Genomic DNA, 20,374 nt, shown 5'->3' with positions numbered 1-20,374 from the left:
TTCAGGCAATACGTACGCGATGCTGCTGATGGAGCTGCTCAATAAGCTGTAAAACGCCGAGCGCTTCACGCGCATCAACCGGCGGCGGCCCGCCATGTACCAGCGCGTGAGCTAACAGCTGATAGAAAGCGGGGTAGTGACCACGTTCAATCGGCACCGTTGTGGTTGCCCCGACCGTGCCGGCCCGGGCAGAGTTTTCTGCCGGCGTCACGCCGTACTGGTTGTCGCCGGGTGACATGCCAGCCGCCAGCTGCGGCTCCTGATTGTCCAGCCCCCAGTGGGTGAAGGCGCCTTTACTGCCCAGCAGGTGAAAGCGCGGCGCATTCAGTGCCGCCTGGCCATTCATCCACAGCCGCGAGCGCACGCCGTTGTGGTGCAGCAATGAAACAAAACAGTCCTCGTCACTGTCGGATTGCGGGCCGGAATGGCGCGCCAGCTCTGCCGTGGCGTGTTCTACCGGGCCAAAGAGCTGGATGGCCTGGTCAATCAGATGGCTGCCGAGATCCAGCAATAAACCACCGCCCTGTGCCAGCGTGACGCTGTCACGCCAGTTGCCGAATCCCTGCGGTCGCCACCATTCGAAACGCGACTCAAAACTCCTTACGGTGCCGAAGGCTTCCTGGTGCACCAGGCGCTGCAACGTCAGAAAATCGCCGTCCCAGCGTCGGTTATGAAACACGGTGAGCAAGGTATTGGCCTGCTGCGCGGCGGCGATCATCATTTCTGCCGCCTGCACGTCCGGTGCGAACGGTTTATCCACCACCAGATGGATCGCGCGCTGGCTGGCCTGTACAGCCTGCTCCGCGTGTTGCGCCGGCGGCGTGGCCAGCACGATGAGATCGATGCCGATCTCGCCGCCATCAATGGCCTTGAGCAGCGCTGGCCAGTCCGGCAGCACGCGCGCCTGAGGGTAACGTTGCTGCGCGGTCGCTACGCGTTGGGCATCGCCAGTGACGATGACGTCGAGACGGTAGTCAGCGTTATGGGCAAGCAGCGGCGCATGAAACACGCTGCCGGCGACGCCAAACCCCACCAGGGCCGTGCGGATTGGGCCGCTAACCTGAAAATGTGTCATCACAGCACCTCCGACAGAAAACGCTGCAGGCGCGCGGATTGCGGACGGTCAAAGATTTGTTCCGGCGTGCCGGCTTCCACGATTTCGCCTTCATCCATAAACACCACCTGGTCGGCCACGCGCCGGGCAAAGCCCATCTCATGAGTCACGACAACCATGGTCATGCCGCGCTGGCACAAATCGGCCATTAGCGTCAGAACGCCTTTCACCAGCTCAGGATCGAGTGCCGAGGTGGCTTCATCGAACAGCATCACTTCCGGCTCCATCGCCAGCGCGCGCGCTATTGCCACGCGCTGCTGCTGACCTCCGGAGAGATCGCGCGGACGGTGATCGGCTCGCTGAGCAAGGCCCACTTCGGCCAGCCGCTGACGGGCAATCTCCAGTGCTTCGGCTTTCGGACGGCCTTTTACTTTCCACGGTGCCAGCGCCACGTTTTCCAGCGCGCTGTGATCGGGAAACAGGTTGAAATGCTGAAACACCATGCCAATTCTCAGCCGCAGCGCATCGGGCTTGTCCTTCAGGACAGAACGCCCGGCCAGTAAGACATCGCCGTTCTTCGGCTCATGCAGGCGATTAATGCCGCGCAGCAAGGTGGATTTTCCCGATCCCGAGGGACCGATGATGCAGGTGGTGGTGCCCGGTTCGATGCTCAGCGACACATTGCGCAGCACCTCAATCGGGCCGTACGCCAGTGTGAGATTGCGCAGCTCGAGACTGGCACCGTGAAATGCAGATGGCATGGTCATATTAGTGTCCTCGCTCGCTGGTAAGGGAGACCGCCGGAACCACGTTGCGCTTTTGCTGCACTTCATCGAGCTCCTTCAGGCCGCTTTGTGGCGCGGTGGCGCGGCGACGTCCGGTACGGTAGCGGACGTCGATGTAGTTCACGGCGTGGGTGAGCGGCACGGTGATCACCAGATAGAACAGCCCGGCCAGCATCAGGGGTGACAGGTTGCCGCTCAGCACGGCGGCATCCTGACCGACGCGGAACAGCTCACGCTGACCGGTCATCAGGCCCAGCAGATAAACCAGCGAGGAGTCTTTGATGATGGCGATGAACTGATTGACTATCGCAGGCAACACGCGGCGGATGCCCTGCGGAATGATCACCAGGCGCATCGCCCGGCCATAGCTCATTCCCAGCGCCCGGCAGGCTTCCATCTGCCCCTGTTCCACGCTCTGGATACCGGAGCGGAAAATCTCGCCCATGTAGGCGCTGGCAATCAGGCTCAGGGCAAAAATGCCGAGCGGATACGGCGTCGGGCCAAATAGCTGATAGCTGAAACGCGCCAGACCCTGACCAATCAACAGAATGGTGAGGATGGAAGGCAAGCCGCGAAACAGATCGGTATACAGCCGCGCGGGCACACGCAGCCAGCGCGAGGGCGAGATGCCCATCAGCGCCAGGATCAGGCCGAATAACGTGCCCAGCACGGTGGCCGCCACGGAGATAATGATGGTGTTGACCAGTCCGGTTGCCAGCAGCTGTGGCAGGACATCCATCATTGATGGAATATCAAAAAACGTACGGGAAAGAATAGTGATCAGATCCATAGCCGATTCTCGGTTGCGGGTGACGGACATGCGCCGTCACCGGATGCAGTCTCACGCATAACGATGCGCAGGGTTATTGGCCGCCGGGCAGATATTGTTGCGGCATTGGCGAACCCGGGAACCACTTCTGGTACAGCTGTTTCCAGGTCCCATCCTGCATCGCCGCTTTGATGGCTTTATCCAGCGCTGCTTTGAACTCGGGCTTGCCTTTGGCGATGGCGACACCCGCAGGCGCGTCAAATGAAGGGATGTTCGCCGCCGTGACCAGCTTGAAGCGGGTGGCATAATCTTTGGCGGCTTCGTAGTCGAGGAACATGGCATCAAGCGTGCCGTTATTCAGCGCGGACACCGCTGCGTTGTTATCGGGGAAACGCACCAGATCGGTCTGTTTGAAGTGCTGCAGCGCATAGTTCTCCTGCAGCGTGCCCTGAATCACCCCCAGCCGTTTATGCGCCAGGGTTTCAACGTTTTTCACCCCGGAATCGCTGCGGGTCAGCACCGTCAGATAGCCCGCGAGATAGCCGGTGGAGAAATCGACGGTTTTTTCGCGCAGCGGCGTGATGCCAATGGCGGCGACGCCGGCATCATACTGGCCATTTGCTACCGCCGGCAGAATGGCGGAGAAGTCCTGACCGATAAAATCCACCTGATCGATGCCCATGCGATGCGCCACATTTTTGAAGAATTCGACGTCAAAGCCGGTGAAGTTGCCGTTTTTATCGGTGAAGGTGTAGGGCTTCGCGTCGCCGAGGCTGGCAACGCGGAGATGACCGGGTTCGATCAAACCCCAGGGATTACTGTCGCTGGCGGCATGGGCGCTCCAGCTGGCGGAAACCAGCATTGCCGTGCCGAACAGGGCGGCGGTCAGGTGATTGAAACGTTTGTGCGATGTCATAAGGCTCTTCCGTCTGTGCAGGTGAAACTTCAGAGTTCGCCAAGCCGGTTTATTGTTATTGAGACCGGTCTCAACGCGGGGCAAAATGAAACCGGCTCTGGTTGTGAGACCGGTCTCATTCGGATATACTGATATTAAGCACACGCTATCAGCAGCGTCAATTATGTTGTTATCAACTTGTGATTCGAAATAATTATGACCAATGAAAATGCTCGTTCACGCGGTCCGACCGTTGCCGACGTCGCCCGCGCCGCCAATGTTTCCAAAGCTCAGGCGGCACGTGCGCTGGGCGGGTATGGTTCCGTCAGTGAAGATGTGCAGTCGCGGGTGAATCAGGCTGCTGAAGCGCTGGGATACCGACCGAACGAGCTGGCGCGCAGCATGAACACTGGCCGCTCCAATACTATTGGGGTAATTGTCGGCGACATCGAAAACCCACACTTTGGCCTCGCGCTGCGCGGCATGGCCGACGTTGCGCGCCAGGCGGGCTTTCACCTGCTGCTGAGTAACAGCGATGAAACGCTGGACGAGGAGCGGGAAGCCGTGCGCGTGATGCTGGATAAGCGCGTCGATGGCATCATCGTCGCGCCGTGCAGCTCATTGTTTGAGGATAATGAACATCTTCGCCAGGTGCTGGCAGAAGGGCGTTCATTAATGATGTTCGACCGGGCAGTGCAGGGGATGGAGGTGGAGACCATCCAGGCAAACTTTGTCGCAGTGGCCAAACAGGCGACGGAGCTGTTACTGGCGGCCGGACATCAGCGTATTGCTTATCTCTCCAGCATGCGCAGCGCTGCACCGTATTCGCCGGCAATCACGCTGGGCCCCACGCCGGTGGCGCAGCGTGTTAGCGGAATGATTGATGCCTACCGGGCCGCGGGTAAGGAACTGGATCCAGCGCTGATTCGGCTTAATGCACTCAGCGAAGCCATCATTGAGCAGATCCTGACTGAACTGCTGGCGCTCGCCGAACCACCCAGCGCGCTGATTGCCTCCGATAACCTGATTGCGATGGGCATCCTGCGCGGTCTGGCCAAACGCGGCCTGCGCGTACCCGAAGATATCTCTTTTGTGATGTACGACGATTTTCCCTGGACCGAGCTGATGTCACCGCCGCTGACCGTGGTCGCCCAGCCGGTGTATGAAATGGGACGCGAAGCCGCGCGCCGGTTGATTTGCCACATCCGCCAGCAATCCGCCGGCGTCTTACCCGCGTTTGACAGCTGGATGGTGGTGCGCGGCTCAGTGGGGGAAAATCCGTCGGCCCGGTGATACAATGTGCGTGGCGGGTTTGTGGAATTTCTCCCTGCTTTTTTGGTCGCCATGAATGGCGCCCCTACAGAAAACGGCGCGGTTTTGTTTCTTCATACGCCTCAGAGAAACAGTAAATTATGCGATGACTCGTAGGGTGTGCATTCATGCACACCGGTGACACATTAAATTGTGCGATATCTCGCAGGGTGCGCATTGATGCGCACCGGTGACACATTCAGTTGTGCGATGCCTCGCAAGGTGCGCATTCATGCACACCGGAGAAACACTAAATTGTGCTATATCTCGTAGGGTGCGCATTCATGCGCACCTGGATAATTAAGAATCAGCGGCACCGGTAAGAAACGCGGTAGAACGCAGTATTTGATGCAATGATTTCTTCCTCCATCAGGTGTGAGACATAACGAAAAATGTTGGAATGATTAGTCTCTCATTGGTGTGGGATCATCTCCTGAGATTAGTCGCATCAAATTCCGTAGTATTCATTTTAAAGGGAGTTCTTAACAGAAGTTTTATGGTCATGAATCTAAATGATATTTACTACACTAGCTTATCTATAACAGTAATTTCCATGCTAACATTCATTGTTTGTTTCTTCCTTTTTGCGCATTCCAGTTTAAGCAGGAAAACACCAGCAAAAGCCACATTTCTTTTTTTGACTTCATGCTTTTTAAGCCTGGCCGGTTATCTAATATCTCAGCCATATCGATTGGAGGCACCTTGATATTTGGTAACCTCTTTGACTTCGTCAAAAATCAGAACACCTCAGCTTTATACATAAATTCAATTGGCTTTATTTCTACATTTCTTTTCTTTGTTCATTGCAGATCATTTTCTAACGAAACCTATAATGGAAAGGATGTTAAATGTCTGAACGAAATGTTTACTAATATCAATCTATCATCAAGGAATTTGTTTTTATGGTTATCGAGATTGAGTTATGTGATAATGATCATTGCTGCGGGATATGGTGAATGAATTATGAGCGATTTTGCGCTATCAGATGTTGCGGAGCTTATTGCTAATAATAGTGATTTAGTAGATTTTGGAAATGCTGAAAATGCCGTTGATAGTGAGTGGATTGAACGAGCTGAAAAAACTCTTGGTCTTCCATTTACGCCATCCTATAAAGCTTTTTTAAAGGAGTATGTTGGCGGCGAAATTGGTGGCGAGGAAATATATAGTATTTATGGCATAGATTTTAAGGATGTCTGTGGTGGAGATATTGTTTATCAGAATCTAACTGACGTGAAAAATGGTAAGGCAAAAGAAAAACAACTAGTTGTGAGTGAAACTGATTTTGGTGAAATATTCTATTTTGACTACTCGCAACTTAAAGATGGAGAGTGTCCAATATTTCAGAGGTTACCCTCTGGGAATTCACTGCATTATGCGAACAACTTCTATGAGTTTTTGTGTAAGCGAATTAAAGCTCACCTGAAATAGGGGGGGTTAGCTTGCCTTTAAGCTACATCTGACTGATCGAAATGATATTCTTAAGCCTTAATGGTGAAGAGCTGAGTAAGGGAAGATTCACTGTTACACGCACTATTTTGACCCAACAAATACAATACCGGCCATCGAGCCGGGAATGTTAAGAGTATCAGTCAATAATCATCAGTGCCGCTGTGGGGATAAGAGGCGTAAAGGACGAAACTGAAGGACTGCGATACCTGACGAGACATTTTATTTAACATAATCATGATTATGCGCACTTTGACCCGAAAGGTAAATCAGTAGTATCCACACACAGCTCCATTAGTCTGAGGCTGCCAGTTATGGCGCACTCACCATATTTAAACCCTCGCCGGCAATAACGGATAACACGTCGTCCAGTTGTAGTTAGCCTTCGCCAGCATCAATTCTCCCGCCACCGCACCGAAATTGATGTCCTGACGTTCATAAAAGAATTGACGCAAAACTGCGGGTAAAAACTCAGCGCTGTAGCGCAGTAACGTGCTGTGCCAGAATGGTGCCGGCAATGGGCTGTTGCCATGCCGCATCAGCAATTCATTTTTCCAGTCTGAATCCAGAACCTTGTCGCAGAATGACTGGCGCATGGCAATCGCAGGCGTATCAGGTATACCCGCAAGCAATAACTGACTGGGCAACGCCACTAAGCGCAGATCCCGGATAACGATTTTTTTCGCAGCAAATTCCTGCCAGATCGTGGTCAGTTGCGCCGCTTTCGCTGGTAATGGCTCGTTGACGTTATACAGCGGTAAAGTCAGAGGCAAAAAAGTAAAATGAAGGCCTTGCGCTGGCAGCGTATCGGCAAGCGGATCAGCCTGAGTGAGTTGTTGCAATTCATCCATCAGACGTAACACCAGTAAGGAAACTGACGGCTTTATCCCTGCGGCAAGCGCCAGTTTTACCGGATCGTAGTAATTTTCTTCACGGATGTTCCCGATGCCTGCATTTTTCGCCCACAGCGCAATGGTGTTTTCGTTCGCAGAACGGTACCGGGTTTGCAGACTGATTGGTTGCATGTCAGACCTTAGGGTATTTGGATGAGCGCAGATAATTAATTATGAAACGTTTTTTAGCAGACACTCCAGCCTGATTGTGTGAAAACGCGTGATTATCTCATGCCTGTTCAACCCCGCTTAAACGATGCGCGATTTGTCTTCGCTCTGGCGGAGCAAAGCGTCTACAATGCCGGCGAAATTTTTACTGATGAGGATACACAATTGGACACCTGTCCCACACGATTACAATCGGTGCCGATGCTGAGATAGCCTCATCGCTGTCTTAGCCCTGCGTTAAGACGGTGGATTTCCCTCCCCCTTTTTTCTGCGTTTTGTCTGGCCCCGCTGTAATCCATTCTTACAACCCTGAATATCCATTGCCCGGCGGTGATGGAGTGAGGTCTGACATGGACTGGAAAATCTTTTTATTGCGCGTCACGGTCGCGCTGATTCTGGGCGCGCTGATTGGCAGCGAGCGCCAGCTGCGCCAGCGCCTGACCGGGCTGCGCACCAATGCGCTGGTCAGCACCGGTGCCTGTTTGTTTGTGCTGATGACGCAAAGCGTACCGGGAATTGCCGCAGATGCCTCGCGCGTGGCGGCCTATGTGGTTTCCGGCATTGGCTTCCTCGGCGGTGGCGTCATCATGCGCGATGGCCTGAATGTGCGCGGTCTTAACACCGCTGCCACGCTGTGGTGTACCGCGGCGATTGGCGTGTTATGCAGCATGGGCTTGCTGCTGGAAGCAGGCATCGGTTGCGTAGTAATTCTGTGCGCCAACATCCTGCTGCGCGAGCTGGCACAGGGCATCAATCGGCAGAGCATCATTACTGCGGAAGACGCCAGCCAGTATTACAAAGTGCAGATCATCTGTCTGGCGGCCGATGAGGTGCAGGTGCGCAGCCTGATGCTGCATAGCCTTGGCGGCAGCGGTCTGCGGCTGCAATCCCTTCACAGTGAGGATCTGGAACCGTCACACCGCATGGCGGTAAATGCGGAAGTGCTGGGTAAACCCAGCCTGACCGATCAGCTGGAAAATCTGGTCAGCCGCATCAGCCTGGAAAAAGGCGTCAGCTCGGTCAGATGGCAGGTGTGTGAGCCGGAGACCGATTGAGTCGTGAAACGCAATGCGGCTGCGCTACTTGCCAAAGCGCAGCCGCAGCGTTGCCGGCAGCACGGTATGCTGGCTGATGGGGTCATCGCCGTTAATCATGGTAGTGAGCAGCGTAAAACACTCCTGCGCCAGGCGCGGCACATCCTGCTCGACGGTATCGATCGGCAGTGTCAGTGAGTCATACAGATAGTGATCGTCAAAGCTGGCCACGCGGATGTCGCTGTGCAGCAGATGATGCTGGCTCATGTAGCGCAACACCCCTTCCAGCAGACCGCAGGCGGCGGTGAAAATCGCTTTGGGCGGACGCCCCAGCCGGGCGCACAGCGCGGCAAACATTTCATAACCGCTGCTCGGGTGATAGTTGCCGTGAATGATCCACTCCGGCCGTGGCGTCACACCTGCTCGTTCGAGACCCTGCATGAAACCGGCCAGACGATCTTTGGTGGGTGACAAACGCGGCTGACCGCCGAGGAAATAAATTTCATCCGGATTGGCGCGCGCCAGCCGTTCCACCAGCTCGGCAGTCGGCGTGACCGAATCGGTCATCACCAGCGGCAGTTGCGTATCATTAACGTAGCGGTCAAACAGCACGATCGGCAGTTGATCGCTCAGTTTGACGTAGTCACTGTCGCTTAACATGCTGGACGCCACAATCAGCCCATCCACCTGACGCGCCACCAGATTATCCACCACCACCCGCTCCTGCCCGGCGTTCTCGTCAGTGCAGGAGATCAGCAGCTGTAAGCCCGCCTCGCGACAAAGATTTTCCAGCGCGTGCGAGAACACGGCAAAACCATGGTTGGTGATCTCCGGCACCACTAAACCCAGCGTATGGCTGCGATTATCGCGCAGCGAGCGTGCGTGAATACTGGCCTGGTAGTGATGTTCGCGCGCCAGCGTTAATACCCGTTCACGCGTCTCTTTCGCCACGCGCAACTCTTTGCCACGGCCATTCAGCACCAGGCTGGCGGTGGCTTTGGACACCCCCGCCAGCGCGGCGATATCCGCTATGGTAACGCGTTTGGTTTTTCTCACGTCAGTGCATCGGTTAAGGAAACAATGACTTATTCTACCATGCACGGCCGCAACGACCAGTAGCGCGCCGTCACTTCTGCGTGTCCGGTCAGGGTTAATTGCGCCGGATGCGCCGGGAAGTAGCGGCTGCTCATCACCCCTTCCCCTTCATTAATGAAAATCTCAACGCTGGAGTGATCGCACAGTAACTGGAGCTGACTCACCGCGCCGCGCCAGTAACGGAACTGCCACTCGCCGTTTGCCAGACTGCGCCGCGCGAGCCGCAACCCGTCGGCGCGCCACTCCAGCCGTAACTGGTCGGCGAAATCCAGGGTGATGTCGCCCTGCCCGCTCAGCAGTAATTCCAGCCGCTGCGCATCAATGACCGGCGCATCGGCGGCTGGCCCCTGATAGTGCTGTTCAGCGCTGCGCAGCGCCTGCAGTTCAGTAACCGGACGCTGGAACAGCCGGCCATCACGCGTGCCCAGTTCGCGCACGCAGGTCATCTGATGGATCCAGCCATTGGCCACCGTGGGCTGCAGCATCTCCTCGCCATCCGGCACGCCCATCCAGCCCACCAGCAGCCGGCGTCCGTTGGCGGTTAGCGTGGTTTGCGGCGCGTAAAATTCGAAACCGGCGTCAAGCTCATGTAATTCGCCATGGCTAAAGCGGGCGTTAGCATAATCAAGATCGCCGGAGAGCCACGCGCTGGGATGTGCATTGAGAAAACGATGCTGTTCCTGCGCAAGCCCCTGCGGGCAGCAAATCAGGAAGGTGGTATCGCCGAGGATAAACATGTCCGGGCATTCCCACATATAACTGGCTGCCGCCAGTCCGTTAAGGCCGCTGCCGGCAATCTCACCCAGATTGTGCCACTCACGCAGGTCCGCCGAGCGCAGCAGCAACACTTTGCCCTGCTTTTGTTGATCCTGCGCACCCAGCACCATGAACCAGTGCTCGCCATGCCGCCACACTTTCGGGTCGCGCACGTGTCCGGTATAGCCGTCGGGCAGCGCGATCACCGGCCCGAGTTTGTCAAAGCCGCCCTGCGCATTCTGCACCGCCAGACACTGCCAGGCGGTGCGCGAACCATCCACGAACTTCACGTTGCCGGTATAGACCAGGGTCAGTGCGCCATTATCATCAACGGCGCTGCCCGAATAGCAGCCGCTGCGGTCATACTCCTCATCCGGCATTAGCGCTATGGGTTCATGCTGCCAGTGCAGCAGATCGGCTGAACTCCAGTGGCCCCAGCATTTATGCTGATGCTGGCAGCCCAGCGCATTCCATTGATAGAACAGATGGTAACGCCCGGCGAAGTGGATAAAACCGTTCGGATCGTTAAGTAATCCGGTAACGGGTGCCAGATGCCAGCCCGGATAATGCGGGTCGCTTAGCGCGCGCGGCTGACCGCGCATCACCGCCTGTAAAATATCGGGTAACAATGTAGAAGCCGCCATTATTCCGCGTCCGTTTTGTATTTGAGCAGATAAGAGATCATAAATGCGCTGCTGAACGCGATCACCATGCCAATGGCATAATTAAGCAACGAGCTGGCCTGCACAATCGCCATGCCCGGCAGACCGGTGAGACCGACAGCCGTCATATATACATGCACCGACACTACCCAGGCACCGCCCAGCGCGCCGCCAATCAGGCCGGCGATAAAGGGTTTCATAAAGCGCAGGTTGATACCGAAAATCGCCGCCTCGGTAATACCCAGCAGCGCTGAAAAGCCGGACGGCAGCGAAATCGCTTTGATTTTCACATCTTTGGTTTTGAACCATACCGCCAGACAGGCACCGCCCTGCGCCACGTTAGCCATCGCCCAAATCGGCAGCAGGAAGTTGACGCCAATCGCCGGATTGCCCAGCAGTCCGGCTTCAATCGCATGGAAGCTGTGGTGCACGCCGGTGATCACGATAACCGAGTAAAGCCCGCCAAACACCAGTCCGGCCAGCCAGCCGGCATGGGCAATCAGCGTGCTGAGGACGAATGAAATACCGTCGCCCAGCATCCGTCCTGCCGGACCAATCACCAGCAGCGCAACGAAGCCGGCGATAATCACCGTCAGGAACGGCGTCAGGATCAGATCCAGCGCGTCCGGAATCACCCGGCGCAGCTGCTTCTCCAGCACACTCATAAACCATACCGCCAGCAGCACCGGAAACACCGTGCCCTGGTAGCCGATCATCGCCACTTCGATACCGAAAAAGTTCATGGTATGGAAGCCGGCCGCCACGCCCCAGGCGTTGGTGAGCGCCGGATGCGTCAGGATGCCGCCGAGCGTGGCACCGAGGAACGGGTTTCCGCCAAACTCGCGTGCCGCGGTAAAGCCAATCAGGATCGGCAGGATGATAAAGGCCGCCGAGCTGCACATATCCAGCATGATATACAGCGCATTATCGGGGTTAACCCAGCCGTAGGTTTTAACCATGCCGAGCAGTCCCATCAGCAGGCCAGAGGCCACAATCGCCGGGATGATCGGTACAAAAATGTTCGACAGCAGACGCGCAATGCGCTGGAACGGATTGAGCTTGCGCGCAGCGATATCCGCCGCTTCCGACTTGCTGGTTTCACTGATGCCAGCTTCGCGGATAAACGCGGCATACACTTTATTCACCACGCCGGTACCAAAAATCACCTGCAGCTGTCCGGCATTGCGAAAACAGCCCTTCACCCCGTCAAGTTTGCCAATCGCGGCGGTGTCGGCTTTGGCATCATCCACCAGTACCAGGCGCAAACGTGTGGCACAGTGCGCTGCACTGGCGATATTTTCCCGGCCTCCCAGCAGCGGCAGCAGCGACCGGGAAAGAGTAACAAAATCCATAGTAACCTCTGTTTTTGGTTGTTATGCCATCATGCGCTAAGCGGCCCGCACGCGGGCCGTTTCATCAGAACCAGGTTTCCATTTGCACGCCAAAGTTCCACTCGCCACCGGACTTAAAGCCGGTGCTGCCAAAGGCGTCATCGCTGGCGTAGTTATCCAGACGATGATCCCAGTCCATCCAGCTGGCGAACAGGCGGATTTCCGGACGCTTGAGGAATTCGCCCACATCGCTGGCTTTGAGCGTGGGGGCGACGGTGAGCTTGTAGAAGTTGCCGCTGACGGCCTGACGATTGTTATAGCCTTCAGGCCGCAGATCCATGTACTGATATGAGCCTTCATACTGCATCTCAAAGTTCTGGGTAAATTCCTGAATCAGGCGCAGGTTCACGGTGGCCCACTCATAGCTGTCGCCTTTGACGTAGCGGTCTTTGCTGCTCTGCGCCAGCAGCGCCGGCGCGATATGCCAGCCAGCGCCCAGCGGCGTCATGCCGTAGCTGGCGAGCCGCCAGGTATTCGCCTGCGGTAACAGCGCGCCGTCGGCACCGATGCTCTTCACTTCTGCGCCGAGGCCATGACCATACAGCAGCGCGGTTTTCGCTGAACCTTCCCCCAGGCCGTAGAAGCTGTCGTTGTGCAATCCGACCAGGGCGTGCACACCGTCACTGGCGGCATCACTTTTCACGCGGTTGCCGTCAATATCGGTGCGCTGATCGTTATCTTTCGCGCGCATGCCGCTCACCATCAGCTGCAGCGGTCCGACGAAGTTATTCAGCGACAGAATGTAGTTTTGCGCGGTGTTGTCGTTATTTTCGATGTCCCCGAAGGTGCGGCCATAAATCGACAGGTTGCTGCGGGCGTCATCGCCCCACTTCATGTCGTAAATACCGGCCCCGGTTCCGGCGAGAAACACCACATCGGAATCGATCCAGTGGATGTCGAAGTTATCGCGGTCGAAACGCTTACCGGCCCACACCGTGGAGTCTTTGAACGCACCGGTGAAGGTCGGTAGCTGCCCCAGTTCGACAAACGCCTGACGCAGGTTGAGATCGCTGCTGGCGGCAGTCCAGTCGTTGTAGGTGCGCTGTCCGTCGGCCAGCATCGCCTTGAAGCGCGTGGTGGCACCGTTGGCCAGCGTTTGTTTATGTTCGAGGTTAAGTTCAACGTAGGTATCCGGCTCATTGCCGAGCCGCCCGACGTGACCGCCGGTCTCACCGGCTGGCGTGACGGTGGGCCCGCCCTGAGTTTTCGCAGCGGAGCTGTTCATCAACAGGCCGGAGCGTGCGTAGCCATGAAACTCAAAGCCCTCTGACTCGCTGCTGGCGGCGGGCGCAACAGGCTGAGCGGCCTGCGGTTCGGTCTGTGCCACGGCAACCGGCGTCGGGTTCTGCTGCTGCACCGCAGCCAGCTTTTGCACCTGCTGTTCCGCCGCCTGCGCGCGCTGCTCCGCTAAGCTGGCACGCTGTTCAGCCGCGGCCAGTCGTTTTTCCATCGCCGCCAGGCGCGCTTCAATACTGCTCATGTCGTCTGCCGCCCAGGCTGAGCCTGAGCCTAACACGGTACTAAGGGTTATAGCGATTATGCTTTTTTTCACTGTTTTGCATCCCTGAGGCAAGGCTATCATCAGATGTATTTTTTGCTAAACCGGTTTAGGCACCGCATCATAGCGGTGCCGATTTTTAAAGCGCAATGGATTTTGCTAAACCGATTTAGTGGATGTGAGATACTTCGCAAAACAGGGAAAACGGCGGGGTCAGATACCGTGCTGCTGTAACTGTTGATAGTTGGGTAACGCGGTCATCGCGCCTTTGGCGGTGGTGGCCAGCGCCCCGCACGCCTGCGCCGTGCGCAGGCAGGCCGCCAGCTGCGCTTCATCCGCCGGCAGACCCCGCTGCGCCAGTTCCCACAGCAGTCCCGCCACGAAGGCATCGCCGGCACCGGTGGTATCCACGCTGATCACCGCGCGCGCGGAATAGCGAGTTTGCCGGCCATTAAAATAAGCACGCACGCCAGCGCTGCCCTGCGTCACTAACAGCAATTTAACGGAGAAGCGCTGCGCCAGTTGCGCGATGCCGCTGTCAATGTCGGCGGTGTCCGTCATAAAGGCCAGTTCTTCCACAGAGAGCTTCACCACATCCGCCCGCTGCAGGGCCGCACTGAGGCATTGCAGCAGCTCCGCCGCATCGGACCACAAATCGAGACGGATATTGGGATCGAAGCTGACAAAACCGCCCGCCTCACGCACGCGCTGCATGGCGGTTAACGCCGCCGTGCGCGACGGCTCGGCGAGTAACGCAATCGAACAGCAGTGCAGCCACTCGCCACACTGAAACCGCGGCAAATCGTCTGGCGTGAGAAACAAGTCGGCGCTGGGGCGCACCATGAAAGTGAAGGTACGCTCGCCGTACTCATCCAGGGCCACGACCACCGTGGAGGTGCGCTGCTGCACATCTTTGCGCATATGGGAAACATCCACCTTTTCCTGCGCCAGCGTGCGACACAAAAACTGGCCAAAAGGATCGTCGCCCACCCGTCCGATAAATCCGCTGTTACCCGCCAGCCGGGCGATACCCACTGCCACGTTGGCGGGCGCGCCGCCGGGACACTGCAACAAACGGCCTGCGTCATCAGGCAGCAAATCCACTACGGCATCACCCAGACACCAGATACGTTTCATCATGATTCAGTCTCACTTAATCGCTAAAACGTTTTAGCAAAACATGCATATTAATCATGAATGCGGGTATTTGTCACCGTGAACACTCCGACAGGCTTCAGACTTGTCCGTTGCTGGGATCGGTTTTGCCCTGCCGCATGGTCGTCTGCGTATTGACGTCTATGCTTAAAGTTTTCCAAAACCTTATAAAAATCGGTGTCATTGAGATTTCATTTCGCCACTTGTCCGGAGGCAAAGGCATGAGCAACCCACGCGATGAGAAGACGCAGCGGTATTCACCGCAGCAGGAAGAGACAGAGCGAGCCCGGCGGACAGCCGGTGCCGGTTCCGCCGCGCCGGCCCCTGTCACGGTGCCGGTCACGCTGCAGGTGAACGGCGAACCTCAGCAGCTAAACGTGGATACCCGTACCACGCTGCTGGACGCGCTGCGCGAACATTTACACCTGACCGGCACCAAAAAAGGCTGCGATCACGGTCAGTGCGGTGCCTGTACCGTGCTGGTCAATGGCCGGCGCATCAACGCCTGCCTCACTCTTGCGGTGATGCAGCAGGATGCCGAAGTGACCACCATTGAAGGCGTCGGCACGCCTGATGATCTGCACCCGCTGCAGTCCGCCTTTATCCGCCACGACGGCTATCAGTGCGGCTACTGCACGCCGGGGCAAATCTGCTCCTCGCTGGCGGTACTGCAGGAAATTGCGGCGGGCATTCCTAGCCATGTCACGGGCGATCTGACCGCCGCGCCAGCGCTGAGCGATGAAGAAATTCGTGAGCGCATGAGCGGCAACATCTGCCGCTGCGGCGCTTATGCCAACATTCTTGCCGCCATTAAAGAGTACGCCGGAGGCCAGAAAGCATGAGAGCCTTTACCTTTGAACGGGCTGTGACGCCTGCACAGGCCGCCAGCAGCGCAATGCAGCATCCGGGCGCACGCTTTATCGCCGGCGGTACCAATCTGCTCGATTTGATGAAGCTGGAAATTGAAACCCCGTCGCACCTGATTGATGTTAACGGACTGGCGCTGGACAGCATTGAACCCACCGCCGGGGGCGGCTTACGTATTGGTGCGCTGGTACGCAATACCGATCTGGCGGCAGATGCGCGCATCCGGCGCGACTATGCCGTACTGACGCGCGCGCTGGTAGCTGGCGCTTCTGGCCAGCTGCGCAATCAGGCCACCACCGCTGGCAACCTGCTGCAGCGCACGCGCTGTCCCTATTTTTACGATGTTAATCAACTCTGTAACAAGCGTCAGCCGGGGACGGGCTGTGCCGCACGCGAAGGATTCAGCCGCCAGCATGCAGTAGTGGGTGTCAGCGAAGCCTGTATTGCCACCCATCCCAGCGATATGGCGGTGGCGATGCGAGTGCTGGATGCGGTGATTGAAACCGTCAGCCCTGATGGCAGCCAGCGCGCTATTCCCATCGCTGAATTCTACTGCGCACCGGGCGACACGCCGCATATCGAAACCGTGCTGCAGCCGGGTGAGCTGATCGTCGCGGTTACCCTGCCTGCACCGCTGGGTGGCACGCACATTTACCGTAAGGTGCGCGATCGCGCTTCTTACGCCTTTGCGCTGGTCTCAGTAGCAGCGGTTATCCTGCCTGAGGGTGGCGGCCGGGTGGCCGTCGGCGGCGTGGCCCATCAGCCGTGGCGCAGCGCGGCGGCGGATGCTGAACTTCCTCACGGGGCACAGGCGGTCTGCGACGTGCTGTTTGCTGATGCGCGTCCCACTGAAGCCAACCGATACAAACTGTTGCTGGCGCAGCGCACGCTCGCCTCAGCGATCGCGGAAGCGAGGAGCAACGCATGAAATTTGACACACCTGCAACCGCCAATCCTATCGACCAGCAGCGCGTCGTCGGCCAGCCACTGGCACGCATCGACGGCCCGTTGAAAACCACCGGCTCGGCGCATTACGCCTATGAATGGCACGCTGAAGCACCGGATGCAGCCTACGGTTATGTGGTCGGCGCGCCAGTTGCCAAAGGCAATATTCTCTCGATTGACACCCACGCCGCGGCGCAGGCACCGGGCGTGCTCGGCATCGTCACCGGAGCAACCGCCGGCAAGCTCAACAAGTCAGAGCGTAACACCGCGACGCTGCTGGCGAATAATAATATCGAACACTATCACCAGGCCGTCGCGCTGGTGGTGGCGGAGACCTTCGAGCAGGCACGTGCGGCCGCGCAACTGGTTAAGGTTAACTGCCAGGCTGAAACGGGGGCTTACGATCTCGCAGCTGCTCAGCCAGAGGTGACAACGTCACCCGAAGGTGAGCCGGATAAAACGCTGGGCGACGTCGATGCTGCCCTGCACAGCGCAGCCTTTACGCTGGACGCCACCTACACCACGCCCGATCAAAGCCATATGGCAATGGAACCGCACGCTTCCATGGCGCTGTGGCAGGACGATCACCTGACGGTCTGGACCTCGAATCAGATGATTAACTGGTGCCACACCGACCTTGCGCACACGCTCGATATGCCGATGGAAAAGGTGCGCGTGCTCTCTCCTTACGTCGGCGGTGGCTTCGGCAGCAAACTGTTTCTACGTAGCGATGCGCTGCTGGCGGCTCTGGGTGCGCGCGCCGTGGGACGCGCGGTGAAAGTAATGGTGCCGCGCCCGATGATCCCCAACAACACTACGCACCGGCCAGCAACGCGGCAGCGCATCCGATTAGCTACCGATGCGCATGGCCATCTCACCGCCATTGCCCATGAAAGCTGGTCCGGTAACCTGCCGGGCGGAACGCCGGAAACTGCGGTGCAGCAGACTGAATTACTCTACGCCGCCGCCAATCGGCTTACCGGGCTGCGACTCGCCGAACTCGATCTGCCTGAGGGCAACGCGATGCGTGCGCCGGGTGAAGCACCCGGTCTGATGGCGCTGGAGATTGCCATGGATGAAATGGCCGCCATCGCCGGTATCGACCCGGTTGAGTTTCGCATCATCAATGATACACAGGTCGATCCGCTGCATCCGGAGCGCTTCTTTTCACGCCGCCAGCTGGTGCAATGCCTGCGCACCGGCGCCAGCAAATTTGGCTGGGCGGAGCGCAGTGCCCAACCCGGGCAGCGGCGCGAGGGGCGCTGGCTGGTGGGCATGGGCGTGGCAGCCGGTTTCCGTAACAACCTGCTGGCACCCTCTGCCGCGCGCGTGCAGCTGGATGCGCAAGGCACAATCACCGTCGAAACCGACATGACCGATATCGGCACCGGCAGCTATACCATCATCGCCCAGACGGCAGCCGAGATGATGGGCGTGCCGATTGAGCAGGTCAGCGTGCGGCTCGGCGATTCGGCGTTTCCTGTCTCGGCGGGTTCGGGGGGCCAGTGGGGAGCCAATACTTCCACGGCCGGGGTGTATGCTGCCTGCGTCCGGCTACGCGAGAAGGTTGCCGCACAGTTGGGTCTGGATGCGGAAAGCGCAGAGTTTGCCGATGGGCACATTCACGCCAGCGGGCAGCGCCTGCCGCTCACTGCGGCGGGTCCGCTGATGGCGGAAGAGACCATGGAATTCGGCGATCTGGACAAAACCTTCCAGCAATCCACCTTTGCCGGCCATTTTGTTGAAGTGGCGGTCGATAGCGCCACCGGCGAAGTGCGCGTGCGGCGCATGCTGGCGGTATGTGCCGCGGGGCGCATTCTCAACCCCAAAACCGCGCGCAGTCAGGTGATCGGCGCGATGACCATGGGCCTCGGCGCCGCGCTGATGGAGGAGCTGGCGGTGGACACCCGGCTCGGCTACTTCGTCAATCACGACATGGCAGGCTATGAAGTGCCGGTACACGCCGATGTGCCCGAGCAGGAGGTGATTTTCCTCGATGACACCGACCCGGTCTCTTCGCCGATGAAAGCCAAAGGCGTTGGTGAACTGGGGCTGTGTGGCGTCGGTGCCGCGCTGGTTAATGCGGTCTACAATGCAACCGGCGTACGAGTGAGAGACTATCCGGTGACGCTGGATAAGTTACTCGCCGCGCTGCCCGATCAGCCGTAATGCAGGTCCCCTCCGCCAGTGCATGCTGGCTGGCGGAGGGTGGAAAAGCGTAAGTGGCTAAGCCGTCAGGACTGCTCAGTGACAGAATGCGCTAACGCATGACGCCGGCCCTCTGCGGCCAGCGTCACTGCGGTGGTTAATGCTCTCAGCGCCCCGCTTCCTTCGCCAGCCCGCACCAGTGCACCAGCGTCAGCGCAATGGCTTTGGTGCAGGCCACCAGATCGGCAATCGGCACATGTTCGTTAGGCTGATGCGACAGCGCCGGATCGCCGGGACCAAAGTTGACCGTCGGCGTCTGGCCCAGCGTGCTGGGCAGGCCGATGTCGCTGTGGGCACCAAAGCCGGCCAGCTGCGGGCTCAGTGCCGCGTCACTCACGCCCTGCTGAAAAGCGCTGACAAAAGGATGATCGGCCGGGATCTCGGCGCAGTCGGCGTCCAGTATCCACTCCACGCGCGCCGGATGCTTTGCCAGGTAAGGATCCAGCGCGCATACCTTCGCCACGTGCGCCTCAATCTCCTGTTTTACCTTACCGCCCAGCCCCATCTCATCCTTTTCTGCCGGCAGATACTGCACGTCTATGACGATCTCGGCGCGGCCGGCAATTGACGCCGGATGCTCGCCCACTTTCAGCTGCGTCACGATAATCTGGTTGGGCAGATCCATGAGTGGATGGTTTTTGTCGGGCTGCGTCTGCCAGCGGCGGTTCAGCACATCGAGCCCGTCCAGCATCTGGCGACACAACATCACGGCATCAACCGGACCGCTGCTGTCCCAGCTGTTCGGCGTTAATTCCGCATGACCGCCGATGCCATCCAGAATGATGCGCGCCCACAAAATGCCGTGGCAAATCGGCGCGATACGGTTGGCAGTGGGCTCCGTCATGATACCGGCATCGGCTTTGAAGCCGCGATCCACCATTGCCAGCGAGCCCATGCCGCCGATCTCTTCATCCACTACCGTGGTGAACACCACGTCGCCGGCCAGCTGCACGTTGAGATCCTGCAGCAGCTCCACCGCCATCAGCATGCAGGCCACGCCACCTTTCATATCGACCGCGCCGCGACCATACACCGCCTCGTTGCGGATCTCCGGCACAAAAGGATCGCTGTGCCAGTGCTCAGCCGGACCCGGTGGTACCACGTCAATATGGCCGGTAAGCATCAGCGACCTGCCGCCACCGGATCCGCTCAGAGTGCCGCCCAGATTCGGCCGACCTTCGAAGGTGCGGCCTTTATTGGCGCCCGGACGGCCCTGATACTTCTGGTACAGCGCCGGGCCATCCGGATCCCACAAATCGGTGTCCATGCCCAGCGCCATCAGCCGCTGCTGCAGATAGCGCTGGCAGTCGCGCTCGCCTGGCCCGGCCTCGCGCGGATCGACTTTCACCACCGAGGGAAATGCCAGCAGGTCGCATAATGTCTGCGCGATACGCTGCGCGCTGGCATCGACGTGCGCGCTAATTTTTTCAGTCAGACTCATG

General features: G+C 58.1%; 17 protein-coding genes. 6 read left to right on the top strand and 11 right to left on the bottom strand.

Features of this window, described 5'->3' with window-relative positions; genetic code table 11:
• Nucleotide 1 precedes the first annotated feature (1 nt).
• The 4 genes from K7H94_RS20115 to K7H94_RS20100 form a co-directional block, all read right to left on the bottom strand.
• A complete protein-coding gene (locus K7H94_RS20115; protein ID WP_222952363.1) occupies nt 2-1,075 on the bottom strand; it encodes a Gfo/Idh/MocA family protein in 1,074 nt (357 codons plus the stop codon).
• A complete protein-coding gene (locus K7H94_RS20110; protein WP_058759174.1) occupies nt 1,075-1,821 on the bottom strand; it encodes an amino acid ABC transporter ATP-binding protein in 747 nt (248 codons plus the stop codon). The genes K7H94_RS20115 and K7H94_RS20110 overlap by 1 nt, the downstream gene beginning before the upstream one ends.
• Nucleotide 1,822: 1 nt before the next feature.
• Nucleotides 1,823-2,629 (bottom strand): amino acid ABC transporter permease, encoded by an 807-nt coding sequence (locus K7H94_RS20105; protein WP_021509434.1) that lies wholly within the window; start codon nt 2,627-2,629, stop codon nt 1,823-1,825.
• Nucleotides 2,630-2,702: 73 nt separating this feature from the next.
• Nucleotides 2,703-3,524 (bottom strand): ABC transporter substrate-binding protein, encoded by an 822-nt coding sequence (locus K7H94_RS20100; protein WP_058759175.1) that lies wholly within the window; start codon nt 3,522-3,524, stop codon nt 2,703-2,705.
• Nucleotides 3,525-3,719: 195 nt separating this feature from the next.
• On the opposite strand from K7H94_RS20100, the gene K7H94_RS20095 reads away from it, so the two are divergent.
• Entirely contained in the window at nt 3,720-4,796 is a 1,077-nt protein-coding gene (locus K7H94_RS20095) for a LacI family DNA-binding transcriptional regulator (RefSeq protein ID WP_222952362.1), read from the top strand.
• Nucleotides 4,797-5,777: 981 nt separating this feature from the next.
• Complete coding sequence (locus tag K7H94_RS20090; RefSeq protein ID WP_222952361.1) at nt 5,778-6,242, top strand: SMI1/KNR4 family protein; 465 nt, start codon at nt 5,778-5,780, stop codon at nt 6,240-6,242.
• Nucleotides 6,243-6,592: 350 nt separating this feature from the next.
• Here K7H94_RS20090 and K7H94_RS20085 read toward each other — a convergent pair whose 3' ends face one another.
• Nucleotides 6,593-7,285: a hypothetical protein gene (locus K7H94_RS20085; protein WP_222952360.1), complete on the bottom strand. Its 693-nt coding sequence runs from the start codon at nt 7,283-7,285 to the stop codon at nt 6,593-6,595.
• A gap of 386 nt (nt 7,286-7,671) precedes the next feature.
• On the opposite strand from K7H94_RS20085, the gene K7H94_RS20080 reads away from it, so the two are divergent.
• Nucleotides 7,672-8,376 (top strand): MgtC/SapB family protein, encoded by a 705-nt coding sequence (locus K7H94_RS20080; RefSeq protein WP_021509440.1) that lies wholly within the window; start codon nt 7,672-7,674, stop codon nt 8,374-8,376.
• A 24-nt stretch (nt 8,377-8,400) separates the two neighbouring features.
• On the opposite strand, the gene K7H94_RS20075 is transcribed toward K7H94_RS20080, so the two are convergent.
• From K7H94_RS20075 to K7H94_RS20055, 5 genes are all read right to left on the bottom strand, one after another.
• Nucleotides 8,401-9,411: a substrate-binding domain-containing protein gene (locus K7H94_RS20075; RefSeq protein WP_132463811.1), complete on the bottom strand. Its 1,011-nt coding sequence runs from the start codon at nt 9,409-9,411 to the stop codon at nt 8,401-8,403.
• 29 nt (nt 9,412-9,440) lie between these two features.
• Complete coding sequence (locus K7H94_RS20070; protein ID WP_222952359.1) at nt 9,441-10,850, bottom strand: sucrose-6-phosphate hydrolase; 1,410 nt, start codon at nt 10,848-10,850, stop codon at nt 9,441-9,443.
• The gene (locus tag K7H94_RS20065) at nt 10,850-12,220 is read right to left on the bottom strand and encodes a sucrose-specific PTS transporter subunit IIBC (RefSeq protein WP_222952358.1); all 1,371 of its coding nucleotides are present in this window, start codon (nt 12,218-12,220) and stop codon (nt 10,850-10,852) included. Before K7H94_RS20065 ends, K7H94_RS20070 begins: the two co-directional genes overlap by 1 nt.
• A 64-nt stretch (nt 12,221-12,284) precedes the next feature.
• Nucleotides 12,285-13,841, bottom strand: coding sequence for a carbohydrate porin (locus tag K7H94_RS20060; protein ID WP_420874736.1), 1,557 nt, complete (start codon nt 13,839-13,841; stop codon nt 12,285-12,287).
• A 129-nt stretch (nt 13,842-13,970) separates the two neighbouring features.
• Nucleotides 13,971-14,897, bottom strand: coding sequence for an aminoimidazole riboside kinase (locus tag K7H94_RS20055; protein ID WP_127834880.1), 927 nt, complete (start codon nt 14,895-14,897; stop codon nt 13,971-13,973).
• A gap of 236 nt (nt 14,898-15,133) precedes the next feature.
• On the opposite strand from K7H94_RS20055, the gene paoA reads away from it, so the two are divergent.
• Genes paoA through paoC form a run of 3 tightly spaced genes read left to right on the top strand, consistent with a single transcriptional unit; the run spans nt 15,134 to nt 18,893 of the window.
• The gene (gene paoA, locus K7H94_RS20050) at nt 15,134-15,754 is read left to right on the top strand and encodes an aldehyde dehydrogenase iron-sulfur subunit PaoA (RefSeq protein WP_222952356.1); all 621 of its coding nucleotides are present in this window, start codon (nt 15,134-15,136) and stop codon (nt 15,752-15,754) included.
• Complete coding sequence (locus K7H94_RS20045) at nt 15,751-16,707, top strand: FAD binding domain-containing protein (RefSeq protein ID WP_222952355.1); 957 nt, start codon at nt 15,751-15,753, stop codon at nt 16,705-16,707. The genes paoA and K7H94_RS20045 overlap by 4 nt, the downstream gene beginning before the upstream one ends.
• Entirely contained in the window at nt 16,704-18,893 is a 2,190-nt protein-coding gene (paoC, locus tag K7H94_RS20040) for an aldehyde oxidoreductase molybdenum-binding subunit PaoC (protein ID WP_222952354.1), read from the top strand. Before K7H94_RS20045 ends, paoC begins: the two co-directional genes overlap by 4 nt.
• A 145-nt stretch (nt 18,894-19,038) precedes the next feature.
• Here paoC and K7H94_RS20035 read toward each other — a convergent pair whose 3' ends face one another.
• The gene (locus K7H94_RS20035; protein ID WP_058758757.1) at nt 19,039-20,373 is read right to left on the bottom strand and encodes a M20 family metallopeptidase; all 1,335 of its coding nucleotides are present in this window, start codon (nt 20,371-20,373) and stop codon (nt 19,039-19,041) included.
• Between the last annotated feature and the right edge of the window lies 1 nt (nt 20,374).

Source organism: Pantoea dispersa, assembly GCF_019890955.1.
GTDB classification, from domain to species: Bacteria; Pseudomonadota; Gammaproteobacteria; order Enterobacterales; family Enterobacteriaceae; genus Pantoea; species Pantoea dispersa.
The sequence above is the reverse complement of the archived record's forward strand: the minus strand, read 5'-3'. Positions and strand labels throughout refer to the sequence as shown.